Annotated in this window: 15 protein-coding genes and 1 pseudogene; 4 read left to right on the top strand and 12 right to left on the bottom strand. The window is 66.9% G+C overall.

Annotated features, from left to right (window positions below; all coding sequences use genetic code 11):
• Window positions 1–6: 6 nt before the first annotated feature.
• Genes CAPP_RS10420 through trmB form a run of 7 tightly spaced genes read right to left on the bottom strand, consistent with a single transcriptional unit; the run spans window position 7 to window position 7,993 of the window.
• Entirely contained in the window at window positions 7–369 is a 363-nt protein-coding gene (locus CAPP_RS10420; protein ID WP_076599498.1) for a DUF3054 domain-containing protein, read from the bottom strand.
• Window positions 370–395: 26 nt separating this feature from the next.
• Complete coding sequence (locus CAPP_RS10415; RefSeq protein WP_076599499.1) at window positions 396–1,718, bottom strand: SAM-dependent methyltransferase; 1,323 nt, start codon at window positions 1,716–1,718, stop codon at window positions 396–398.
• Window positions 1,719–1,728: 10 nt separating this feature from the next.
• On the bottom strand, window positions 1,729–3,186 hold the full coding sequence (locus tag CAPP_RS10410) for an FAD-binding oxidoreductase (protein WP_076599500.1): 1,458 nt from the start codon (window positions 3,184–3,186) through the stop codon (window positions 1,729–1,731).
• A 25-nt stretch (window positions 3,187–3,211) separates the two neighbouring features.
• Window positions 3,212–4,231 carry a lysylphosphatidylglycerol synthase transmembrane domain-containing protein gene (locus tag CAPP_RS10405; protein WP_076599501.1) on the bottom strand — a complete coding sequence of 340 codons (1,020 nt, stop codon included), beginning with the start codon at window positions 4,229–4,231 and terminating at the stop codon, window positions 3,212–3,214.
• An 11-nt stretch (window positions 4,232–4,242) separates the two neighbouring features.
• Entirely contained in the window at window positions 4,243–6,537 is a 2,295-nt protein-coding gene (locus CAPP_RS10400) for an MMPL family transporter (RefSeq protein ID WP_076599502.1), read from the bottom strand.
• 29 nt (window positions 6,538–6,566) lie between these two features.
• Window positions 6,567–7,238, bottom strand: coding sequence for an NYN domain-containing protein (locus CAPP_RS10395; RefSeq protein ID WP_076599503.1), 672 nt, complete (start codon window positions 7,236–7,238; stop codon window positions 6,567–6,569).
• Window positions 7,235–7,993 carry a tRNA (guanosine(46)-N7)-methyltransferase TrmB gene (gene trmB / locus CAPP_RS10390; protein WP_076599521.1) on the bottom strand — a complete coding sequence of 253 codons (759 nt, stop codon included), beginning with the start codon at window positions 7,991–7,993 and terminating at the stop codon, window positions 7,235–7,237. Before trmB ends, CAPP_RS10395 begins: the two co-directional genes overlap by 4 nt.
• A gap of 339 nt (window positions 7,994–8,332) precedes the next feature.
• Here trmB and CAPP_RS10385 point away from each other — a divergent pair, with 339 nt between their 5' ends.
• Window positions 8,333–10,147 (top strand): phosphoenolpyruvate carboxykinase (GTP), encoded by a 1,815-nt coding sequence (locus CAPP_RS10385; protein WP_076599504.1) that lies wholly within the window; start codon window positions 8,333–8,335, stop codon window positions 10,145–10,147.
• Here the strand turns inward: CAPP_RS10385 and CAPP_RS10380 are convergent.
• Window positions 10,144–10,905, bottom strand: coding sequence for a class I SAM-dependent methyltransferase (locus CAPP_RS10380; protein WP_076599505.1), 762 nt, complete (start codon window positions 10,903–10,905; stop codon window positions 10,144–10,146). The two genes, CAPP_RS10385 and CAPP_RS10380, sit on opposite strands and share 4 nt — an antisense overlap.
• Before the next feature lie 66 nt (window positions 10,906–10,971).
• Between CAPP_RS10380 and CAPP_RS10375 the strand changes: the two genes are divergently transcribed.
• Entirely contained in the window at window positions 10,972–12,051 is a 1,080-nt protein-coding gene (locus CAPP_RS10375; protein ID WP_076599506.1) for a glycosyltransferase family 4 protein, read from the top strand.
• A 159-nt stretch (window positions 12,052–12,210) separates the two neighbouring features.
• Here CAPP_RS10375 and CAPP_RS10370 read toward each other — a convergent pair whose 3' ends face one another.
• Window positions 12,211–13,749, bottom strand: a complete 1,539-nt coding sequence (locus CAPP_RS10370; RefSeq protein WP_234958902.1) for an MmpA family trehalose lipid delivery protein — start codon at window positions 13,747–13,749, stop codon at window positions 12,211–12,213.
• Window positions 13,736–14,371, bottom strand: a complete 636-nt coding sequence (locus tag CAPP_RS10365; protein WP_076599507.1) for a porin PorA family protein — start codon at window positions 14,369–14,371, stop codon at window positions 13,736–13,738. Before CAPP_RS10365 ends, CAPP_RS10370 begins: the two co-directional genes overlap by 14 nt.
• Between CAPP_RS10365 and CAPP_RS10360 the strand changes: the two genes are divergently transcribed.
• A complete protein-coding gene (locus CAPP_RS10360; RefSeq protein ID WP_076599508.1) occupies window positions 14,370–15,527 on the top strand; it encodes an acyltransferase family protein in 1,158 nt (385 codons plus the stop codon). The two genes, CAPP_RS10365 and CAPP_RS10360, sit on opposite strands and share 2 nt — an antisense overlap.
• 1,189 nt (window positions 15,528–16,716) lie before the next feature.
• Here the strand turns inward: CAPP_RS10360 and CAPP_RS11310 are convergent.
• A pseudogene (locus tag CAPP_RS11310) lies at window positions 16,717–18,492 on the bottom strand (alpha-(1->3)-arabinofuranosyltransferase domain-containing protein); the annotation flags it as partial.
• Window positions 18,493–18,708, bottom strand: a complete 216-nt coding sequence (locus CAPP_RS10350) for a DUF2613 domain-containing protein (RefSeq protein WP_076599509.1) — start codon at window positions 18,706–18,708, stop codon at window positions 18,493–18,495.
• 73 nt (window positions 18,709–18,781) lie between these two features.
• On the opposite strand from CAPP_RS10350, the gene CAPP_RS10345 reads away from it, so the two are divergent.
• Window positions 18,782–19,909, top strand: a complete 1,128-nt coding sequence (locus CAPP_RS10345; protein WP_076599510.1) for a glycoside hydrolase family 3 N-terminal domain-containing protein — start codon at window positions 18,782–18,784, stop codon at window positions 19,907–19,909.
• The last annotated feature ends 27 nt before the right edge of the window (window positions 19,910–19,936 follow it).

The raw sequence follows: 19,936 nt of genomic DNA, 5'->3' as shown, positions 1-19,936 counted from the left end.
TAAGAGCTAACGCTTGATCAGGCGCGCGATCCCGCGCCACCCCAACATCAGCAGCGCCGACATCACGCTGGCCACGACAATGAAGGACCAGTGCGGCAGCTGCTGATTTCTTATACCCCAAATGATCAGGCCGGTGGCAACGGTGATCAGCCAGATGGAGACTCCGTTGCCCTTGCCCTCACCTTTGCGTGCGAGAGTGACGATGACCCATGCGAGCGCCACGCCGACCAGGAATGGCCACAGGGTGGACAGCCAGCCGGTGAAATTCAGCGGCATCTCGTCGGTCTGGTGCGCGATGCGTGCCAGCAGTGCGAAGACGGCGATGGCGAGGGTATCGAGTGCGATAGCGACTGGCGAGGAAATCTTCATAGAGTGAATTCTAGTGAACCGGCGGTTTAGAACACCGAGTCGTTCCACCAGCGCCGCTCGGGGGTACCGGCGCGAGAACCGTTCTCGTCAAGCTTGATGCCTACGACCTGGTGCAGCTCCACCACGTCGTGCTCGAAACCCCACTCGGAACCGGCCATGTACATGCCCCAGAGTTTGGCGGTGTTCTGGCCGACCAGCTCGACAGCCTTGTCCCAGTTGGCCTTGAGGTTCTCGCACCAGTCGTGGAGAGTGCGCATGTAGTCGAAGCGGATATTTTCCTCGTGGAAGACCTCGAAACCGTGGTTCTGCATATTCTTGATGATGGTGCCTGACCCGGTGAGCTCCCCGTCGGGAAAGATGTACCGGTCCATGAATCCACCTCTGCGGGTCTTGTGGTTGTCGGGGTAGGTGATGCAGTGGTTGACCATCACGCCGCCGTCGCGAAGCTTCTCGGAGAGGAACTCGAAGTAGGCCGGGTAGTTGCTGACACCGATGTGCTCGAGCAGGCCGATGGAGGAGATGGCGTCGAAATCGCCCTCTTCGACATCGCGGTAGTCGAGGAAGCGCACTTCGGCGAGATCAGCGAGGCCCTCCTCCTCGATCTTGGCCTGCGCCCATTCGGCCTGCTCCTTAGACAGGGTGACACCGAGAGACTTCACACCGCGCCGCGCTGCGTAACGGACCATGGAGCCCCAGCCGCAGCCGATGTCCAAGTGGCGGTCGCCGGGTTTCAGATTCAGCTTCTCGAAGACGAGTCGGAATTTATTCTCCTGCGCCTCGTCGAGGGTCGCGTCCGGGGTGGGGTAGTAGGCGCAGGTGTAGGCCATGGATTCGCCGAGGAAGAGCTCGTAGAACTCGTTGCCCACGTCGTAGTGGGAGGAAATGACGTCCGCGTCGCGCTGCTTAGAGTGGCGGGACAAGCCCTGACGTACGCGGCGCTCCAGCCATGACGCCTGCTCCGCCTCTGGGATCGGCTGGATTTGAATGGCGCCCATGGAGCGCAGGGAGCGGGCGATCCTTAAACCGGTGACCGCGTCCGGGCGGGAGAATTTCTCGTACAGCGTCCGCAGGTGGTCGAAAATGCCGTACGGGTGGGCCAGATGCTCGCCCTCCACGACGAGCCCGTCGGTGACCCACGCGCGGGCGAGACCCAAATCGCCCGGGGCGGTAGCGATGTAGGACAAGCCTTCAGGGCTGGTCACACGCACGGTGTGCTCGGCATCCTTGGGGCCGGTGGTGGACCCGTCGAACGCTTCCCAACGGAACGGGTTGCCGGCGGGAAAGAGCGTGTCCACAATCTCTGCGACGGTCATGGGGGTGAAGTGTGTGCTGCGGCCACCGATGATCATGTTTTATCTCCTACGCGTTATTCACTGTTTTGTCGTATAGGCCCGGGAATCTTCTGTCCGGGTCGTATTTCTGCTTCATCTGCTCCGGCAGTTCCCCGCCGTATAGCTGCCCGAATTGTTCGCGGCTGTAGAACGCCTCGGAGTACAGCGACTTATGCCCGCCGAGCTCCGAGACTTTCTGCTCGATGAGTCTGTTGAAGGCCCCCGGCTCCTGCGCCGCAGAGACATGGTCGGCTGGCACACCAGACCAGAAGCCGACGTTGATCCAGGTAGTGCCCGGATCCAGCGGGTAGAGCGGCCACGGCGCGGATTCGGGCAGCCCCACGCCCGAGAGCTCTTCCACACCGGGGCGCAGGCGGATTGGGCAGAGCCACACGGGTTCGATATCGCTGGCGGCAAAGAACCACTCCAGGAATGCCGCAAGGTGCGTATCGGTTACCTCGATGTCCTGCACGACACGCTCGGTGCGCGGCAGGTTCTTCGGCTTTTTCAGGAAGCGGTATTCGAGGTCGTATTTCTTGTCCAAGCCCACGAGCTTCCAATAGAAGGAACTGCGGCGCAGCTGCCGCGGCCATATCTTGCGCACCTGGGGGTTCTGCGCGCCGAATGCGCGGGAGCACCAAAACCAATCGGTGTCCCAGCGCCAGATGTAGTCGCGGATAGTCAGATAGTCGTGCTTTGTGCCTGCCGGGTGCTGGATGGAGCGGTAGAAGATCGCGTCGTGCGTGTAGTCGGAGGTTCCTGGCGCATTGTCCGTCTGGAAGGCGAGCACGAGGTACTGTTCGTCCGGGGAGAACGCGACGGCGTCAAGGCCGTGAATCTCCCGGCCTTCCCACGTGCCGCTCGCGGCCGCGGAAGCCAATGCGTCCTGGAATTGCGCCAGGTCGCTGTAGCGCACGTGCGCGAGCTCCACGAACGGAGCGACATCTTCCAGCTCGATCTTCAGCCGGACAACGTAACCGAGGGAGCCGTAGGAATTCGGGAACGCACGGAAAAGTTCCACATTGTCCTCGCGGGAGCAGGTGATGATCTCGCCGGTGCCCACCAGCACATCCATCTCCACAACGGATTCGTGGGGCAAGCCGTTGCGGAAACTCGTGGACTCCACGCCCATGCCGGACACTGCGCCGCCGAGCGTGATCGTTTTCAGCTGTGGCACCACCAGTGGCGCCAGGCCATAGGGCAGGGTCGCGTCGACGAGGTCCTCGTAGGTGCACATGCCCTGCACATCCGCAGTCTTTGCCACCGGGTCCACCTCGATGATGCCGGTAAGGCCACTCACATCGAGTCCGACACCGGCGGCTTCGCGGGAGCGGAACAAATTCGACGTCTTTTTCGCCAACCTCACGCGCTGCCCGTCCGGAACAGCGTCGAAGGAGCGTACAAGCGTGTCGACACCCCGCTCATGCCCATGCCATGCCACCGGAGTGACCCGTTGCCAGTCAACACTGCGACCCCAAGCGTTCATATAAGGCCACTATAGACCTGTTCAATCAGTTTTGCAGGTGTCCATCCCCAGGATGCCCGAGCATGAACCCTTTTCCGGCGTAGGCCACGAGGTAGATGACCCAGCCGATAGCGGTGATGAGGGCGAAGGAAATGATGCGGTAGATGAGGGTGGCGGCGGTGGCGTCGACAAGCGTGAGCCCGGAAGCGACCAGGGAAGCGGTGGCTACTGGTTCAACGGTGCCGATGCCGCCGGGAGTGACTTGGGCGGCGCCGGCGAGCTTGGTCATGATGAAGGCGAGGGCGACACCCTGGATGGTCGTCTCGTTCAGGCCGGCCGATAGTCCGGGCAGGGCGCCGGTGACGGCGGTGACGGAGAAGTAGAGGGTGGCCACATCGATCAGCTGGTTGAGCAACGAGAACACAGCCGCCGCGAGGAACGCGCCCGGCGTCATGCGGATCGAGCTGAGCTGGTCGATGACCTCTTCGACCTTGCCGCGGACTTTTTCGGGTAGGAAGCGGACCCAACGACGAAGCACATCCGGGTTGTGGATCGCCCAGAACACACCCGCAATCGCGGCGATGGCAACGGCGAGGGAACCGGCGAGCGCCCACACGGACAGGCGCGCGCCGAAAAAGATCACCGCGGCGATGCCGATGACCACCATCCACACCGTCGACAGCGCGCTGGAAATGACGAAGAACCAGCCGCACAGCCCGACCGACGCGCCCCACGAGCGGTGCACTTTGAAGGTCAGCCACGCGGAGATCGCCGGCCCGCCCGGAATGGTGGTGGACCAGGCGTTGCTCGCCAGGGTGATGGCGGTGGTGTTGGCCATGTTCACGCGCACGCCGTCCTTGGTCAGCACGATGCGCATGACGGCGGCCATCGCCAGGATCGCCAGCACGGCGCAGACCACCGCCGCAGCGACGGGGGCAGGTGAGGAGTGGCGCAGCGCGGTGAACGCCTCACCCAAAAACGGCAGCTGGTCGCGGAAGACCACGCCGATAATGGCCAGCACCACCACGGGTGCCAGCCAACGGATCCACGCGCGGGCGTTGGTCATGTCTGGGGTGCCTAACTGTTCAGCCGGCGCATCAGCTCGTCGAACGGGATGAGCTGCGTGTCCTGGTCCACGCTCACACCCGAGCGGGCGTGCTGGTTCGACGGAACGGTTCCCGAGACGGGGATCTCGCCGGTGCGGGGGTGGGGAGGGGCGTCGTTGATAAGCTCCTGCTTCTTCTTGTCGCCGCCCTCGCCGAACGATTCCGCGGTGCGCTTGAGCCAGCGCGGCGCCCACCAGTTGTCCTCGCGCAGCTCGTGCATGACGGCGGGGACAAGCAGCAGGCGGATCAGCGTCGCGTCGAGCGCGAGCGAAATGATGAGGCCGTAGGAGATGTACTTCATCATCACGATCTCGCTCAGTGCGAAGGCGGCGGCGACGACGATCATGATGAGAGCCGCGGCCGTGATGATCGAGCCGGTGTGCGCCGTGCCGTACTTGATCGCTTGGTCCGTCGTCGCGCCCTTGTTGCGCGCTTCCACCATGCGGGAGACGAGGAAGACCTCGTAGTCCGTGGACAGGCCGTACAGAATCGCGATGATCAGCACGAGTACGGGGCTCATGAGCGGGCCCGGGGTGAAACCGAGCACGTCCGCGCCCAGCCCGTCGACGAAGACGAGGGTGAGGAAGCCGAGCGTCGCGCCGATGCCGAGAATATTCATGATCACGGCCTTCACCGGCAGAATCATCGAGCCGAACAGCACCGCCATCAGCAAGAATGTGGCCAGCACCATGTACACAGCCATCCACGGCAGGCGCTCCAGCAGAGCTTCAATGGATTCGACCTCCATTGCCGGGGTGCCGCCGACATGCAGTTCCACACCGTCCGGCGCCTCAATCGCGCGCAATTGCTTGACGACGTCCTCCCCGCCGTTCCTATCCGCCAGCGTTCCCGCCAGGACGAATGTTCCGTCCGGCGTGGACTTGGTCTTCTCCATCGGGGAGGCCAGGCCGGTGATGCCGCGGGTCTGCCAGACGATGTCGACGAACTGGTCGTTATCGGCGCCCTCCACCACGAGCTTGACTGGGTCGGTGCGGTAGGCGGGGAAGGTCTCGTTGAACTCGTCCTGCGCCTGGCGGACCTGGTTGGACGGCGGGAGGTAGGACTCGTTGATGCCGCCGAAGGTGATGCCCACGATGGGCAGGGTGAGCAGCATTAGCGCACCGGCGACACCGACGATGACCGGCTTCGAGTGGCGCATCGCCCAGGACGGGATCTTGTACCAGACGGTGTCCTCGATCCGGCGGGCCCTGCGGCTGGTGCGGCGCACCGAGAATTTGTCGATGTTGCGCCCCAGCATGCTGAATAGCGCCGGCAGCACCGCCACCGAGATGATCGCGGCGAGCACGACCGCGGTGATCGCGCCGTAGGCGACGGATTTGAGGAAGGCCTGCGGGAACATCAGCAGGCCGGACAGGGCCACGCCGATCATGAGCGCGGAGAAGAAGACCGTCTTGCCGGCTGTCGTGGTGGTCTCCGCTACCGCGTCCCGGATCTCCTCCGGCGAATCCCCGCGCTGGTCTAGCTCCTCGCGGAAGCGCGAGACCATGAACAAGCCGTAGTCGATGGCCAGTCCCAGGCCCAGCAGCGTGATCACCGACTGGGAGAACACGTTGACCTGCTGCACCTGCGCCAGCAGCGACAGCGCGGACAGGGAGCCGAGGATGGACAGGATGCCCACCACCAGCGGCATCGCCGCGGCGACCACGCCGCCGAAGACAAAGAGCAGGATGACGGCCACGAAGATCAGGCCGATTTTCTCCGCCCGGGCGATGTCGTCGGCCATGCCCTGGTCCAGCGCGTCCGCAATGGCGGTGGCGCCGGCGATCTGCACGTCCGCGCCCTCCGGCAATGTGATGTCGTTCAGCGCGTCCTCGATGGCGCGGTAGTCCTTCAGCGTCTGCTCGCCGTCGCCGGCGAGCCCGATCGCCGCGAACGCCTTCGTCCCGTCCTGGGACATCAGCTGGGCGTTCGGGGTGGCGAAGTAGCTGTTGATGTGGTCGATCTGCTCCGGGAACTGCTCCCCGAGCGCGCTGATCTGGCGGTTCGCCTCCGCCATGACTGTCTCGTCGTTGATATTGCCGCTGACCAGCACGATCACGTCGCCGTTATTGTCGCGGCCAAAGACCTCCTCCTCGATCGCGGCGGCCGTGGTGGAGTCCGCGCCCGGGTCCTCCCAGCCCTCCTGGGAGAGCCGGTCGCCCAGTTTGGAGCCCCACAGCACCTGCATCAGCAAAATGACGGCGATGACCACCACCGGGATGATCCGGCGGTGGCGGTAAGCAAACTGGCCCCACTTATAGAACACGGGCCCTCCTTGTCTTCTCGGCTGTTCTGCTAGCCCTTATTCAGCAGCACAGACAGCGGGCGGAAGGGCTGCAGCCATGCGCCCTCCTCCGGCAGCTGGTCCAGGTTGACGCGCGGCAGCGGCTCGCGGAACACCCCGGGAATGTCCTCCAAGTCTACGAATGAAATGGTTTGCGAGGTCACTGCCCAGCTGGCGTGTTCGTGGAATCCGAGAACGGTGACGGGCAGGCCGTCGTCAGCGAGCTCGTCGAGAAGCTCCTGGAAATTCTGCCCGTCCGCGGACGCGACGACGACGCCGCGCAGCACGCCTTCCGCTTGACGACGGCGAATGTGCTCCACCATGTCCTCGTCCACGTCCGAATCCTCGTCCGCCTTCGGCTTGGCGAAGACCGCGAAACCCACATTCCGCAGCGCTTCCACCCACGGCCTAACGACATCCGCGCCTCCGGGAGCGACATTGGTGAACACCGTCGCCTCCGGCTCGACCGTCGTGCCCGTGTCGGAGCCGAGCTCGACGGCGCGCATGGCCAGCCAGCGTCCGATCGCGTCGAAGCGCGGGCGGTACGCCGCCGTCGGGCGCCCGCCGAGAATCGCGCCGAGGCCCATGTCCAGGTTCGGCGCGTCCCACACGAGCAGGAGATTGTCCGGTCCGGCCTGCGCCCCGGCGGTGTAGGGGTGCGTGGACGTGTGCAGATCTGTCATTTTTTCACCCACAGGTACTCGCGAATCACGTGCTCTTTGTCGAGTCCTTTGCCCTCGAATTTCGTGATCACTTGTCGGTCGGTCAAAATCGGCGCCTCGTCCCACGGCCAGCCCTTGTACTCCAGGGCTGGCTCGACCTCGACGAGCTCGTCGATCCACTCGGCGTAGCCGGCGTGGTCGGTGGCCACGTGCAGCACTCCGCCTTTCTTCAGGCGCGTCGCGATGAGGTTCAGCGTGCCCGACTGGATGATGCGGCGTTTGTGGTGCCGCGCCTTCGGCCACGGGTCGGGGAAGAAGATGCGGACGGCATCGAGCGATTCCGGCTCGATCATCCGTGCCAGAACCTCAACGCCGTCGCCGCGCACCATGCGGACGTTCTCGATGCCCCCGCGAACCACCGAGCCCAAAAGCTTCGCCAGCCCCGGCTTGTACAGCTCCACCGCGATCACATTCGTGTCCGCCTCCAGCGGCGCCATAGCGGCCGTGGAAGTGCCCGTGCCCGAGCCGATCTCCACGATCGTCGGGTGGCCGGCGCGGCCGAACCACTCGTCGTAGTCGATCCACTGTTCCTCGTCGGAATGGGCAAGGACGCGGCCGAGGCGGGGCCAGTGCTCGTCGAAAAGCGTCTGCTGGTTGTCCGTCAACGTGCCGCGGCGGAACGTGACCGACCCTAAGCGCGGGTAATCCAGGCCGGTGTCGAATTCGGTCTGCGGCGGGCGGCCGGACGGAAGCTCGCCGAGGCCGTCCCTTTCCACTCTGCCTTCGGTACTGCGGTCGTTTTCGTTCACGATGATATTGTCCAACAGGTCACATTCCTTCGCGCGATGCCCCCCGCATAGGGGAACCAAAAGGACTTCTGGCTCCGTCTGCGGGGGGATGTTCACACAACCCCCGCTCGGGCTCATGCCGCGGCAAGTACGGGCAGCTTAATCGCGGGAATGGCGGCGAATAGTGGGGGAGTGACCACACTCTTTTGGGGGTATCTCCGATGTAGTTTCAAGGCGCTTAAATGGGCGGTTGACAAGTTGGGGCACGACACACGCGCACTTCGATACGCTGAATAAAGGAACCGCCGAAGAAATAGAGGAGAAGCAATGACCGCTGCAGTGAAGGGGCTTCAGGGCCAGGCGCCCACCGAGAACGAGCAGTTGATCGAGTGGATCAACGACGCAGTCGAATTGTTCCAGCCGGATCAGGTGGTTTTCGCTGACGGTTCCCAGGAGGAATGGGACCGTCTCGCCGCCGACCTGGTGGAGAAGGGCACGCTGACCAAGCTCAACGAGGAAAAGCGCCCGAACAGCTTCCTTGCCCGTTCCCACCCGTCCGACGTGGCGCGTGTGGAGTCCCGCACCTTCATCGCCTCCGAGATCCCCGAAGGTGCCGGCCCCACCAATAACTGGGTCGCCCCGGACGAGCTCAAAGCCGAGATGACCGAGCACTTCCGCGGCTCCATGAAGGGTCGCACCATGTACGTCGTGCCATTTTGCATGGGCCCGATCTCCGACCCGGATCCCAAGCTGGGCGTGCAGCTCACCGACTCCGCATACGTGGTCATGTCCATGCGCATCATGACGCGCATGGGCCAGGAAGCCCTGGACAAGATCGGCAAGGACGGCGACTTCGTGCGCTGCCTCCACTCCGTCGGCGCCCCGCTCGAGGAAGGCCAGGAAGACGTCGCGTGGCCGTGCAACGACACCAAGTACATCTCCCAGTTCCCGGAGACCAAGGAGATCTGGTCCTACGGCTCCGGCTACGGCGGCAACGCCATCCTGGCGAAGAAGTGCTACGCGCTGCGCATTGCTTCCGTCATGGCGAGGGAAGAGGGCTGGATGGCCGAGCACATGCTCATCCTGAAGCTCATCGACCCGGAGGGCAAGGCCTACCACGTCACCGGCGCATTCCCGTCCGCCTGCGGCAAGACCAACCTGGCGATGATCACCCCGACCATCCCGGGCTGGAAGGCTGAGGTCGTCGGCGATGACATCGCATGGCTCAAGCTTGGCGACGACGGTCTGTACGCCGTCAACCCCGAGAACGGCTTCTTCGGCGTCGCCCCGGGCACCAACTACGCCTCCAATCCGAACGCGATGCGTTCCATGGAGCCGGGCAACACCCTGTTCACCAACGTCGCACTCACCGACGACGGCGATGTCTGGTGGGAGGGCATGGACGGCGAGACCCCGGAGCACCTCATCGACTGGCAGGGCAACGACTGGACACCGGAATCCACCACCCCGGCCGCCCACCCGAACTCCCGCTACTGCGTGCCGATCACCCAGTGCCCGTCCGCAGCGGAAGAGTTCGACGACTGGCGCGGCGTGAAGGTCGACGCGATCCTGTTCGGCGGCCGCCGTCCGAGCACCATCCCGCTGGTCACCGAGGCCCGCGACTGGAACCACGGCACCATGATCGGTTCCCTGCTCGCCTCCGGTCAGACCGCCGCCTCCCTGGAGGCCAAGGTCGGCTCCCTGCGCCACGACCCGATGGCGATGCTGCCGTTCATCGGCTACAACGTCGGCGACTACATCCAGAACTGGATCGACCGCGGCGAAGAGGGCGGCGACCGCATGCCGTCGATCTTCCTGGTCAACTGGTTCCGCCGCGGCGACGACGGCCGATTCCTGTGGCCGGGCTTCGGCGAGAATTCCCGCGTGCTGAAGTGGATCGTCGATCGCATTGAGGGCCGCGTCGAGGCTGACGAGACCGTGGCCGGCAATGTCGCCCGTGCCGAGGATCTCGACCTTTCCGGCCTGGACACCCCGATCGAGGATGTGCGCGAAGCCCTCGCCGTCAACCCGGAGGAATTCGCCGCCGACTTCGAGGAGGGCAAGGAGTACCTGGGCACCCTTGGCGACCGCGTCCCGCAGGAGATCTTCGACGAACTGGAGAAGTCCCGCTCGATGATCTAAGCCCGCAGGGCCAGCACGAGGTTCGACACCGCGAACTCCCGCACCACTGGCACCGAGGTGAGCCACCAGGCGCACCCCGGGTGGTAGCGGGGGAACGCGGTGATTTTTTCTGCCCCGCTGCTGTCCGCCCAGGCCAGACCCCATTTCGCGGAGACGGCGAACAACGATTTTCCCCACACATTCTTCGGCGGCCGCCCGTGGATGCGCTCGTAGCGCCGCCGCGCGAACTCGCCGCCCACATAATGCGGCCACAGGCCCGTCTCGTGCCCGCCGAACGGCCCCAGCCACACCGTGTAGCTCACGACGACTAGCCCGCCCGGCCGCGTCACGCGCAGCATCTCCGCGCACATCGCCGCAGGATCCGGGACGTGCTCGACCACATTCGACGAGTACGTCACATCAAAGCAACCGTCCTTGAACGGCAGCGCTACGCCATCCCCGCGCACCGCGCCGTAGCCGCTCAAGCCAGCCGCCGACATTTCGCTTATCGACGGCTCCAGCCCCACATACCACGCCCCCCTTTCCCCGAACGCCTCCGAGAAATACCCCGGACCCCCGCCGACGTCCAGGACGCGCTGACCGTCCAGCCCCCGGCCCAGCACATCCCCGCTGAGCGCCTCGAGCAGCTCCGCCGTGTCCTGCGCCAACGCCCCGTAGAACTTCTCCGGCCGGGTCTGCTCGTGCCGGAACGCCCGCAGCAGCCTGACTGAGCGCTTCAACGTCGCAAAGCTGCGCGTGCGTTCTGTGCGAATGTCCATTTCAGTGACACTAACACCCGCAATCACTCACGCTGCGAATCTCGCACCCGCGTAAGATCAGCCGGGATGAAGATCCTCTTGCTGTGTTGGCGCGACACCACCCACCCCCAAGGCGGCGGCAGCGAACGCTACCTGGAACGCGTCGGGGCGTACCTGGCCAGCCAAGGACACGAGGTCATCTACCGCAGCGCCAGCCACACAGACGCACCGCATCGCTCGCTCCGCGACGGCATCCGTTTCCGCCGCTACGGCGGCAAGTACACCGTCTATCTGCGCGCTCCTTTCGCGGTGTGGGGGAGTGGGGCGGACGTGGTCGTCGATACGCAAAATGGCATTCCGTTCTTCGCGCGGCTGTTCACGCGCAAACCTGTGGTGCTGCTGACGCACCATTGCCACCAGGAGCAGTGGCCTGTCGCCGGTCCCGTGATCGGGCGGTTGGGGTGGTTCTTGGAGTCGGAGCTGGCGCCGCTGGTGTACCGGGGCGCGCAGTACGTGACCGTGTCGGAGGCGTCGCGCGCGGACCTGGTCGCACTCGGCGTGAACCGCGGGGACATCGCCATCATCGAAAACGGTGTCGACCCCGTTCCCGCCGACTTGCCGTCGCTGAAGCCCGACGGGAAGACCCACCTCGTGGTGCTGTCGCGGTTGGTGCCGCACAAGCGGATCGAGCAGGCCATCGACACTGTCCGCGACCTGCCCGGCGTGGTTCTCGACATTGTCGGCTCCGGCTGGTGGGAGGACCAGCTGCGCGCCTACGCCGCCGATCTCGGCGACCGCGTCATTTTCCACGGCCACGTCGGCGACGACTTGAAGCACGCCCTGCTCGCCCGGTCCGACCTGCACCTCATGCCGTCCGCGAAGGAGGGGTGGGGCATCGCGGTCATCGAGGCCGGCCAGCACGGCGTTCCCACCGTCGGCTACCGCGAGGCTGGTGGCCTGCGCGACTCCATTGCCGACGGCGAGACCGGCGTCCTCGTCGACACTGAGGCCGAATTCCGTGCCGCCGTCCGCGAGCTTGTCTCCGACCCCGACCGCCGTACCGCGCTCGGTGCCGCCGCCCGTCACCGCGCCTCCCAGTACTCGTGGCAGGAAACCGGCCGGAAATTCGCCGCGCTGCTCAGCCGGGTTGTCGGCTCGTTCACGTAACGCCGCCTCCGCGTGACACCGCGGGGATTGCTCGACGCATGGTGTTGGGGGGAGGGGCTCATGAACTGCTGCGCATGAATTACCGGGCATGAACCGAGTGAAGCTCGGCCCGGCCAATGCTCTTTCCCGATTGATGAGCAGCAATTCCTGGGGAACAGTTCATGCGCGTTCGCGTGGAATCGGGCGGCGTAACCGGACGAAAAACAGCACGGCCGCCAGTAGCGGCAGCAGGAACCACAGCAACAGCAGCGCGATGCCGGCGCGGGGCAGCGCGCGGGCGGGGTAGCCCGTATCCTCAACCGAGCCGTCGGGGTAGACGACGAGTGCGACCTGCGGGTCGGAGTAGTAGCGCTGGACGGCGGGGTCTCCCCCTGAAGCAGAGTCCGAAAGCGACTCAGGCCGCGGCACTGTGCCGAAAATATCGGCCGTGGCGCGCCAACGCGGGGAAGGATGGTCGACGACGGTGCCGTCGACGATGAGTTCGCCGGATTCGACGACGTTCATGGCCTTGGTGGCCGGGTCGACGATGGGGATGCCGTCCGGGCGGGTGAGCAGGTGGGGGCGGCCGTCGAAGAAGATGTCGCGGCCGCGGTGGTCGACGTCGGGCACGGTGACGTGCACAGGGGCGAGCGCGGCGACAGCGCGCGGGGCGTCCGGGACCTGGACCACGGCGAGCAGCAGAGCAACGGCGGGCAAGCGCAGATCCACGCGGTCGAGGCGCGCGGCGGCGACGACGAACGCGGGCAAAGCCAGGGCGACGAATTTCTGGGCATCGCGCAGCAAACCCCCGCCGGGGATGGTCGACACGAACCACGCCATCGCGCCGGGCAGCAGCCACGAGACGAGCGGAACAGCGAAACCGCAGGCGGCGAGGGCTAAAAGAGGCCGGGGCACATGCCGCCACGCCAAACACAGCACCGCGAACAAGACGACGCCGGCCAAGGCGAATCCGGCAGAGCGCGACGGTGGAACGACGCCGGCATTCCAGATCCCGCCCAGCCCGAGCAGCGCGCCGAGGGTGCCGGTGAAAGTCTCCGCTCGCGGAGCGAAGGCGGCGGCGGAGTCGGCGGATGCAGTCCCCGAACCAGCGCCGGCGCCGACGCCGCCGAGAAGCGCGGGCACCATCCACGGCAGGCAGGCCGCAAGGGAGAAGAAGGTGGTGGGGCGGGTCGTCGTCAAGCTTGTGAGTAGTGCGAATATGCCTCCCGTCGGCGTGAGCGACGCGCCGCAGATAGCCAGCAGCTGACCCGGACCGCGGCACAGGGCCACGGCGGGCAGCAGCCACGCGGCGAGCGCCAGCGACCACTGGCCCTGTAGGAGGCGCTCGACGACGAACGGATTCCACACCGCCACCGTCATCGCGGCCGCGCGCGTCCACGGCCGGGACCCCACCTGCGCGCCGACCCATGCAGCCGCGCCAGCGCCCGCGACCATGAGCGCCGCCACGAACCACGTCGCAGGAACAAGCGTGCCGACGGCCGCCAGCACCCCATCCTGCGGCGCATTCCTCGCCGCTAAATCGCCGAACCCCACCGCCGCGTGAGTGAGCGCCGGGTGGGGCAGCACCATCATGTCGCGCAGTGCGAAAGCCGCCGACGGCGACGCGAAAGACATCAAAAACGGCCAGGTCAGCGCGCCGACGAGGAGGACGCCCCACGCGGTGAGCGCAGTGCGGGGCCACCAGCTACCGCCGGACAAAGATCACCACTCCCGCAGCCGCGGCGACGACAGCCATGAACCCGCCCAGCCACGCGAGGAATTGCAGGATCTTCAGCACGCGCACCCGGTCGTGGGCGAGGGAGAGTTGGGCGGCACGTGTGGCGTCGTCAAGCGTGCGCGTGCCGTCGGCTGTCTCCCACGTCGCATCTATCAGCGTGCCCGTGCGGCGCTCAACCTCGAAGGTGCGCTCGGCGTGGTAGTCGTCGCCGTCGAAGGTGCCGTGGAATTCGTACGTGCCCAGCCCGTCGACGCGCCCGGGGCCCACGTAGTCGACGGTGCCCTGCGCGTCGCCCGCCGGGTCGTAGAAGCGGAAGCTGCGGCGGTCCGGCTTGAAGGGGAAGAGAAAGACCAGGCCGCGCGAAGTTTCGGCGGTGTAGCGGGAAATCTCGTCGCTGTATTCGCCGCCCGGCCCGCGCACGGTCACGGTGGCGTCCTTCTTCGCGCCGGCAACCTCGATTTCCTCGGTGACCCCTCCGGTCCACGTCAACGTCGTGACACCGTTTTTCAGCGGTTTCATCGCCGTGACGATCGGTGGCGCCACCATTGTCCCCAGGACCATGCCGACGACGAACACGGCGACGCACCAGTACAGCCGCTTCATGGCCCTCCTTTACACTTGCAGTATCTCGAACACTAGCAAGCGCCTTTACCCGATCCTCCCCGAACTCGAGGGCCTGCGCGCGGTCGCCGCCCTGGGGATCGTGGTCACGCACGTCTCCTTCCAGACCGGCCTGGGCAGCGCGCTGTTCGAACGCTTCGATTTCTTCGTCGCCGTGTTCTTCGCCCTGTCGGCTTTCCTGTTGGCGCGCGGACAAGCACGCTTAGCGACGTACCCCTCCCACCGCCTCACCCGCATCCTGCCGGCGTACCTCGTGTGCGCCGTGGTGGTGATGGCCGCGCTGCCCAGCCTGTCTGGTTTGAGCTGGCAGCAGGCGCTGGCCAACCTCTTTTTGGTGCAGGTCTACGTCCCAGACGGGCTCGTGCCCGGGCTGACGCAAATGTGGTCGCTGTGCATCGAGGTGGCGTTCTACTTTGTGCTTCCGCTCTATCTCGTCGCGGGGCAGCGGGTGCGCGCGGTCCTGCTTGCCGGCGCTGTGTTATTCGGGCTGGCCTGGCCGTGGCTCATCGACGGCCTCGACGCCCCCCTCAACCTCCAGATCTTCCCGCCGTCGTACGCCCCGTGGTTCGCCGTCGGGCTGGGCTGCGCGGAGCTGGAGCGCGCCGGGGTGCGTCTGCGCGTGTCCGGCCGTGCGCGGTGGGCGTTTCCCATGCTCGCGCTGGGCGTCGCGTGGCTCGCCGGACAGGAGTGGGTCGGCCCGCAAGGGCTGACCCACCCGAGCCCGTCAGAGTTCAACGCCCGGATCATCCTGGGCACCGTCTTCGCCGCGCTGTGGCTCGCGCCGTTCGCGCTGGCGCCGCGGCGCTACGGCGGCGTTCTGGCCAGCCCCGTGATGCGCGCGCTGGGGCGCTGGTCCTACTCGATCTTCCTGTGGCATGTCGCGGTGCTGGAACTCGCGTTCCCGGTTCTCGGCCGCGAGCTGTTCACCGGACGCGTGATCGACTTCGCTCTCGTGCTCGCCTTCACCGTCGTGGTGTCGGTGGCCGTGAGCTACATCAGCTACGAGCTTGTCGAGGCCCCCGCCATGCACTGGCTGCGACACAACTCACCGCGACGCAGCCCGCGACCGTCACCGCCGCAGAATCCCCCGCGTAATTCTCAGCCGGCCACGGTGCCCGCGCCAGCCACAGGCCCATGACCCCCGCCGCGCCAGCGCCGAGCGCCCACGGCGGGATCAGCGTGAAGCGGCGGATCGCGAACGTCGCCGCATACGCCGCCGCGCCCGCCAGCCCGCCGGCTGTGACCGCAGCGACGGCCGCCGCAGCCGAGACGGCCAGCGCGGATTGGTTGTGAGAACCGTGGTGCCGTGTGCCGGGCCGCGCCGCCGGCGGGGTCCATGAGCTCCACAGCACGCACAGTCCCAAGACCAGCAGACTGAGCGCGCCGCCGAAGATGAGGCTGGCGCGGAAGAAGCCCTCGCCGGCGAAGCTCATCGTGAAGGTGCCCTGGGTGCCGGCGGGCAGGCGGAAGGCTTGCATGCCGGAGTCGACGCGCACGGGTTCGAGGACGGTGCTGCCGTCCGGGCCGCTGACCGTTCCGCGCAGGCCGTCGTTGAAGGCCCGGGTGGTCAGGATGAGGCGGTCGGAAGGGGAGGGCGAGACGGTGCCGTCGAAAGGCGACCACGCGGCAGCACTGGGGTGCCCGGCGCGGGTGAGCGCGACTGTTTCAGCGTCGGTGACGATGGTGTGCTCGCCGGCGGGCAGCTCGACGGGGCCTTCGTCGTGGTGTTCGCCGTCGATTTCGGCTGCGTGGGTGAGCTCCCATGTCGCGGGGCGGTCGGTGGTGAAGGCGCGGCGGATGACGTCGTCGGCGGGCAGAAGGCGCTGGAAGAAGTACGTGTCGCCGGTCCCGGGCACGGTGACGGTGCGCGTCACGCCGGCGTCGAATTCGCTGATGCCGGCTGGTTCGTCCAGGGCGACGCGGATCGGGCCGGCAACCCGCGCGTCCTCGGTGCCGACGCCGACTGCGAGCGGCTCGTCCGCCTCCAGCGTGATCTCGCGGGAGCCGCCGGGCCAGCTGACGGTCGCCTCGACGTCGTCGGTGGCGGCCACGGTGACCTCGCGCACGGGGTCGTCGGGCGAGATCTCGAACCAGGGGGAGCGGTCGCCGGGGGTGGGGTGCCAGGCGGTGTCGTCGAGACCGTCGACGGCGGCCGTCAACGATTCCGCCGGTCTTGCGCCGCCGAAGGACGTGGCGTCGGAGGCGGACGACGACGCCCGCACGCTCCCGCCCTCAGCCGTGACGGTCACGCGCTGGGCATTGGACGGGTAGTCGGGGACGCGGTTGCGGATCTCGCCGCCCTCCGAAAGATCGTGCAGGTGGGACGAGCTGGGGCCGGTGAGAGTGCCGTAATTGCGCTTCGCCAGCGCCGGGGTGTCGGTGACGATATCGGCGTCGGAAGAGCCCACGATCGCGCGCGGCGAGTAGCCGAAGGCGCGGTCGAGCAGCGGCAGCACCTCCCCGCCGCCGGCGACGGTGGGCAGGTCGGCAGACGAGATCATCATGTCACGCTGCGGTTCGAGCAGGTAGACGGTCACGTCCCCGAAGCGCTCGGGCTCGCCGAAGGAGTCGTCCAGCGAGGGCGCTTCAGGGCCTGAGGCCAAGTCGTCGCGCACCGCCACCGCACCGACGCCGATGGCGCGCAGGGCCTCGGGGTCGAGGGCCGCCACCTGGCCGTCGAGGCCGCGGACAGCTTCTGGGTCGACGAGCGGCACAGCGTCGCGCGCGGCGAAGCGGGTCGAGGTCAGGCTCTGAATCGGTTCGTCGCGCGTCCAGCCCCAGGTCTGCCGTGCGAACTGCGCCTCCGGGACGACGAGGGTGCGGGTGCCGGCGGCGTTCGCGTCGATGAACTCGGCGGCGTCCTGCCAATCAGATGACACCGCCGTCCACGTCCCCTCCGGCGCCAGACGCAGCGTCCACGCGGGCGAGGTGGCGAGCACCGTGACCAGTACGCCCGCCACCACCACTGGCGTGCGCGCGCGACTCAGCGCGTACCCGGCACCCAAAGCCAGTGGCAGGCGCACCAGCGGGTCGAGCTTGTGGAGGTTGCGGAAGGGGGCGGCGGGGCCGTCGAGAAGCGAAAGCCACGCATCGCCGAACGGCCCGTGCGCGGCGGCGAGCAGCCCGACGCCGAGGCACAGCAGCACAGCGAGGTAACCGCGCCACGGCATGCTGCGCAGTGCGAGCCCCGCCACCCCGAACGCGGCGACAGCGAGCGTGGCCAGCACGAACACGGGTTCCGCGACGAGCAAGTGCCCGGCGGTGCGCTCCGTGTCCACGAACGGCGCCCACGAGGTGGTGCCGCGCAGCACCTCCGCCAGATTCAGCCAGCGCGTGGTCACATACGACGACTCGATGAAGTCCGTGAACGGCGGCGAGTACCGCCCCAGCACCAGCAGCGGCCCGATCCACCACGCAGACACAAGTGCCACGCCGAGCAGCCAGCCGGCGAGCGGCTTCCACGCGCAGCGGTAGATGAGCAGCACGAATGCGGGCAGGCACGCCATCATCGTGGCGGTCGCGTTCACCGCGCCCATCAGCGCCACAGGAATCACCGCCGCCGCGACATCGCCCCGCCGCAGCCGTGGCGCGAGCAGGGGAGCGAGCGTCCACGGCACCAGCACCACGGGCCATGCCTCGGACGAGATCGCGGTGAGCGTCGTCAGCACGCGCGGGCTCAGCGCATACAGAAAAGCAGCAATGCTTAACGACGCCCCCTTCAATCCCATCCGCCTTCCAACCACCACCGTCCCGGAGAACGCGGTCCCCATGACGATGGCCCACCAGATCCGCTGCGCCACCCAGTCCGGCAGTGGTTCCGTCAGCCAGAAGAATGCGCCGTGGGGGAAGAGGTAGCCGTAGGCCTGGTTCTGGATCTGTCCGAGGGTGAACCGGTCGGTGTAGGCGTGGGTCGCCGCGGCCAAGAATGCGCCGGGGTCGGCAGTGAGGTCGAATTTGGTGTCTGCGGCTGTGCGCCCGGGGGCCTGCAGAAAGGCCAGAAGGGTCAGCGCGACCCAGCCGACAAGGTGCGTGCGGCCGGAAACGCGGCTGAAAAAACCGCCGAAAAAGCGGCGCAGTGCAGGCGCGGGCGCGGGCTCGGCCATCTACTGCCGGGAGCCGTACTCCGGTCCGCCGAGCACAGCCTCATCGGCGGGGACGGCGTTGCCGGACGGCACCTGGTTCTGTCCGGAGAACGACGCGATGCCCACCACGCCGATGACGCCGAGCACGATGCCGGTCACCGAGCTGGCCAGCACGGGGCCTAAGGTGCGGCGGGACCAGGACTGGCTCGAGCGGGCACTGCGAATAACGGAGGTCATGGGACTTGAGGTTACCAGGGGGATAGGATCTGGAAGGAGACGTCGAGAAGCGAGAGACGAGGGGGTGCCCGCGATGCGTGCTGTTGCCGTGGCCGTCGGCGCGCTGACGTGCGTTGTCTGCGTCGCATGCGCGGGGCCCGAAGAAGCGCGGGAGCCGGTGACCGTTGAGGTGACGGAAACGCGCACAGTGACCGAGACCCCGCCGCCCGCCCTGCCCGCGGACCTGCGCGAACGCGTCGCTTCGCTGATGGTCGTCGGCGTGAAAAACTACGACGAGGCGCGCGCCGCGCTTGAGCACGGCGCCGGCGGGCTGTTCCTGCCGAGCTGGTCCGACCCCGGGCTGCTTACGGAAGAAGGCCGCAACATCAACGCGCTGCGGGAGGAATTCGACCGCCCGTTCTCCGTCGGCATCGACTTCGAAGGCGGCCGCGTGCAACGGCATTCCGACGTGCTCGGCTCGTTTCCGACGCCGCGCGACCTCGCGCAGGAACCGCCGGAGATCATCCGCGGCAAAGGCTACGACGTCGGCCGCACCCTCGCGGAATACGGCATCAACGTCGACTACGCCCCGCTGCTCGACGTCGACGCGGCTGGCCTCGACATCGTCGGCGACCGGGCGTTCGGCTCGTCCCCGGAGCGTGTCGCGGAAGTCGCTGTGCTATTCGCCCAGGGGCTTGTCGACGCCGGCGTCACCCCCACCTTCAAGCATTTCCCCGGTCACGGCCGTGCCAGCGGCGACACCCACGAGACCCTCGCGCACACGCCGCCGATCCAGGACTTGAACGCGTTCGACCTCGCGCCGTATGCCGCCGTCCTGCCGAAATTCCCGCACGCGTCGGTCATGGTCGGGCACATGGTCGTCCCCGGCGTCGGCGACGGGCGCTCTCCGTCTTCGCTGAACCCCAACGCGTACCGCATGCTGCGCGAGGGCAATTACCCCGGCGGCCAGCCCTTCGACGGCGTCGCGGTCACCGACGACCTGTCCGGCATGCGCGCCATCACCGACCTCATGCCAACCCCCGAAGCCGTGCGCAACGCCATCGCGGCGGGCGCGGACCAGGCCTTGTGGTCGTCCGGCGAGGGCTTGGGCGAAGCGATCGACAGCACAGTCGCTGCCGTCGAGAAGGGGGAGATTCCGCCGGAGCGCATCGACGCCGCCGCGCGGCGCGTCCAGCAGCAGCTTATCGACGGCTCCCGTTAGCCGTTTTTCCTCCCTTTTCCCAGTCGT

It is taken from the genome of Corynebacterium appendicis CIP 107643 (assembly GCF_030408415.1).
Classification (GTDB): Bacteria; Actinomycetota; Actinomycetes; order Mycobacteriales; family Mycobacteriaceae; genus Corynebacterium; species Corynebacterium appendicis.
Note: the sequence above shows the minus strand (reverse complement) of the source record. Positions and strands in the feature narration are given on the sequence as shown.

Bases quoted from the DNA above. Each gene is read 5' to 3' on its own strand.
- CAPP_RS10345 (WP_076599510.1), top strand. From the start codon at position 18,782: ATGCGTGCTGTTGCCGTGGCCGTCGGCGCGCTGACGTGCGTTGTCTGC.
- CAPP_RS10385 (WP_076599504.1), top strand. From the start codon at position 8,333: ATGACCGCTGCAGTGAAGGGGCTTCAGGGCCAGGCGCCCACCGAGAAC.
- CAPP_RS10375 (WP_076599506.1), top strand. From the start codon at position 10,972: ATGAAGATCCTCTTGCTGTGTTGGCGCGACACCACCCACCCCCAAGGC.
- CAPP_RS10405 (WP_076599501.1), bottom strand. From the start codon at position 4,231: ATGACCAACGCCCGCGCGTGGATCCGTTGGCTGGCACCCGTGGTGGTG.
- CAPP_RS10420 (WP_076599498.1), bottom strand. From the start codon at position 369: ATGAAGATTTCCTCGCCAGTCGCTATCGCACTCGATACCCTCGCCATC.
- CAPP_RS10360 (WP_076599508.1), top strand. From the start codon at position 14,370: ATGGCCCTCCTTTACACTTGCAGTATCTCGAACACTAGCAAGCGCCTT.
- CAPP_RS10350 (WP_076599509.1), bottom strand. From the start codon at position 18,708: ATGACCTCCGTTATTCGCAGTGCCCGCTCGAGCCAGTCCTGGTCCCGC.
- CAPP_RS10415 (WP_076599499.1), bottom strand. From the start codon at position 1,718: ATGATCATCGGTGGCCGCAGCACACACTTCACCCCCATGACCGTCGCA.
- CAPP_RS10380 (WP_076599505.1), bottom strand. From the start codon at position 10,905: ATGGACATTCGCACAGAACGCACGCGCAGCTTTGCGACGTTGAAGCGC.
- CAPP_RS10395 (WP_076599503.1), bottom strand. From the start codon at position 7,238: ATGACAGATCTGCACACGTCCACGCACCCCTACACCGCCGGGGCGCAG.
- CAPP_RS10410 (WP_076599500.1), bottom strand. From the start codon at position 3,186: ATGAACGCTTGGGGTCGCAGTGTTGACTGGCAACGGGTCACTCCGGTG.
- CAPP_RS10365 (WP_076599507.1), bottom strand. From the start codon at position 14,371: ATGAAGCGGCTGTACTGGTGCGTCGCCGTGTTCGTCGTCGGCATGGTC.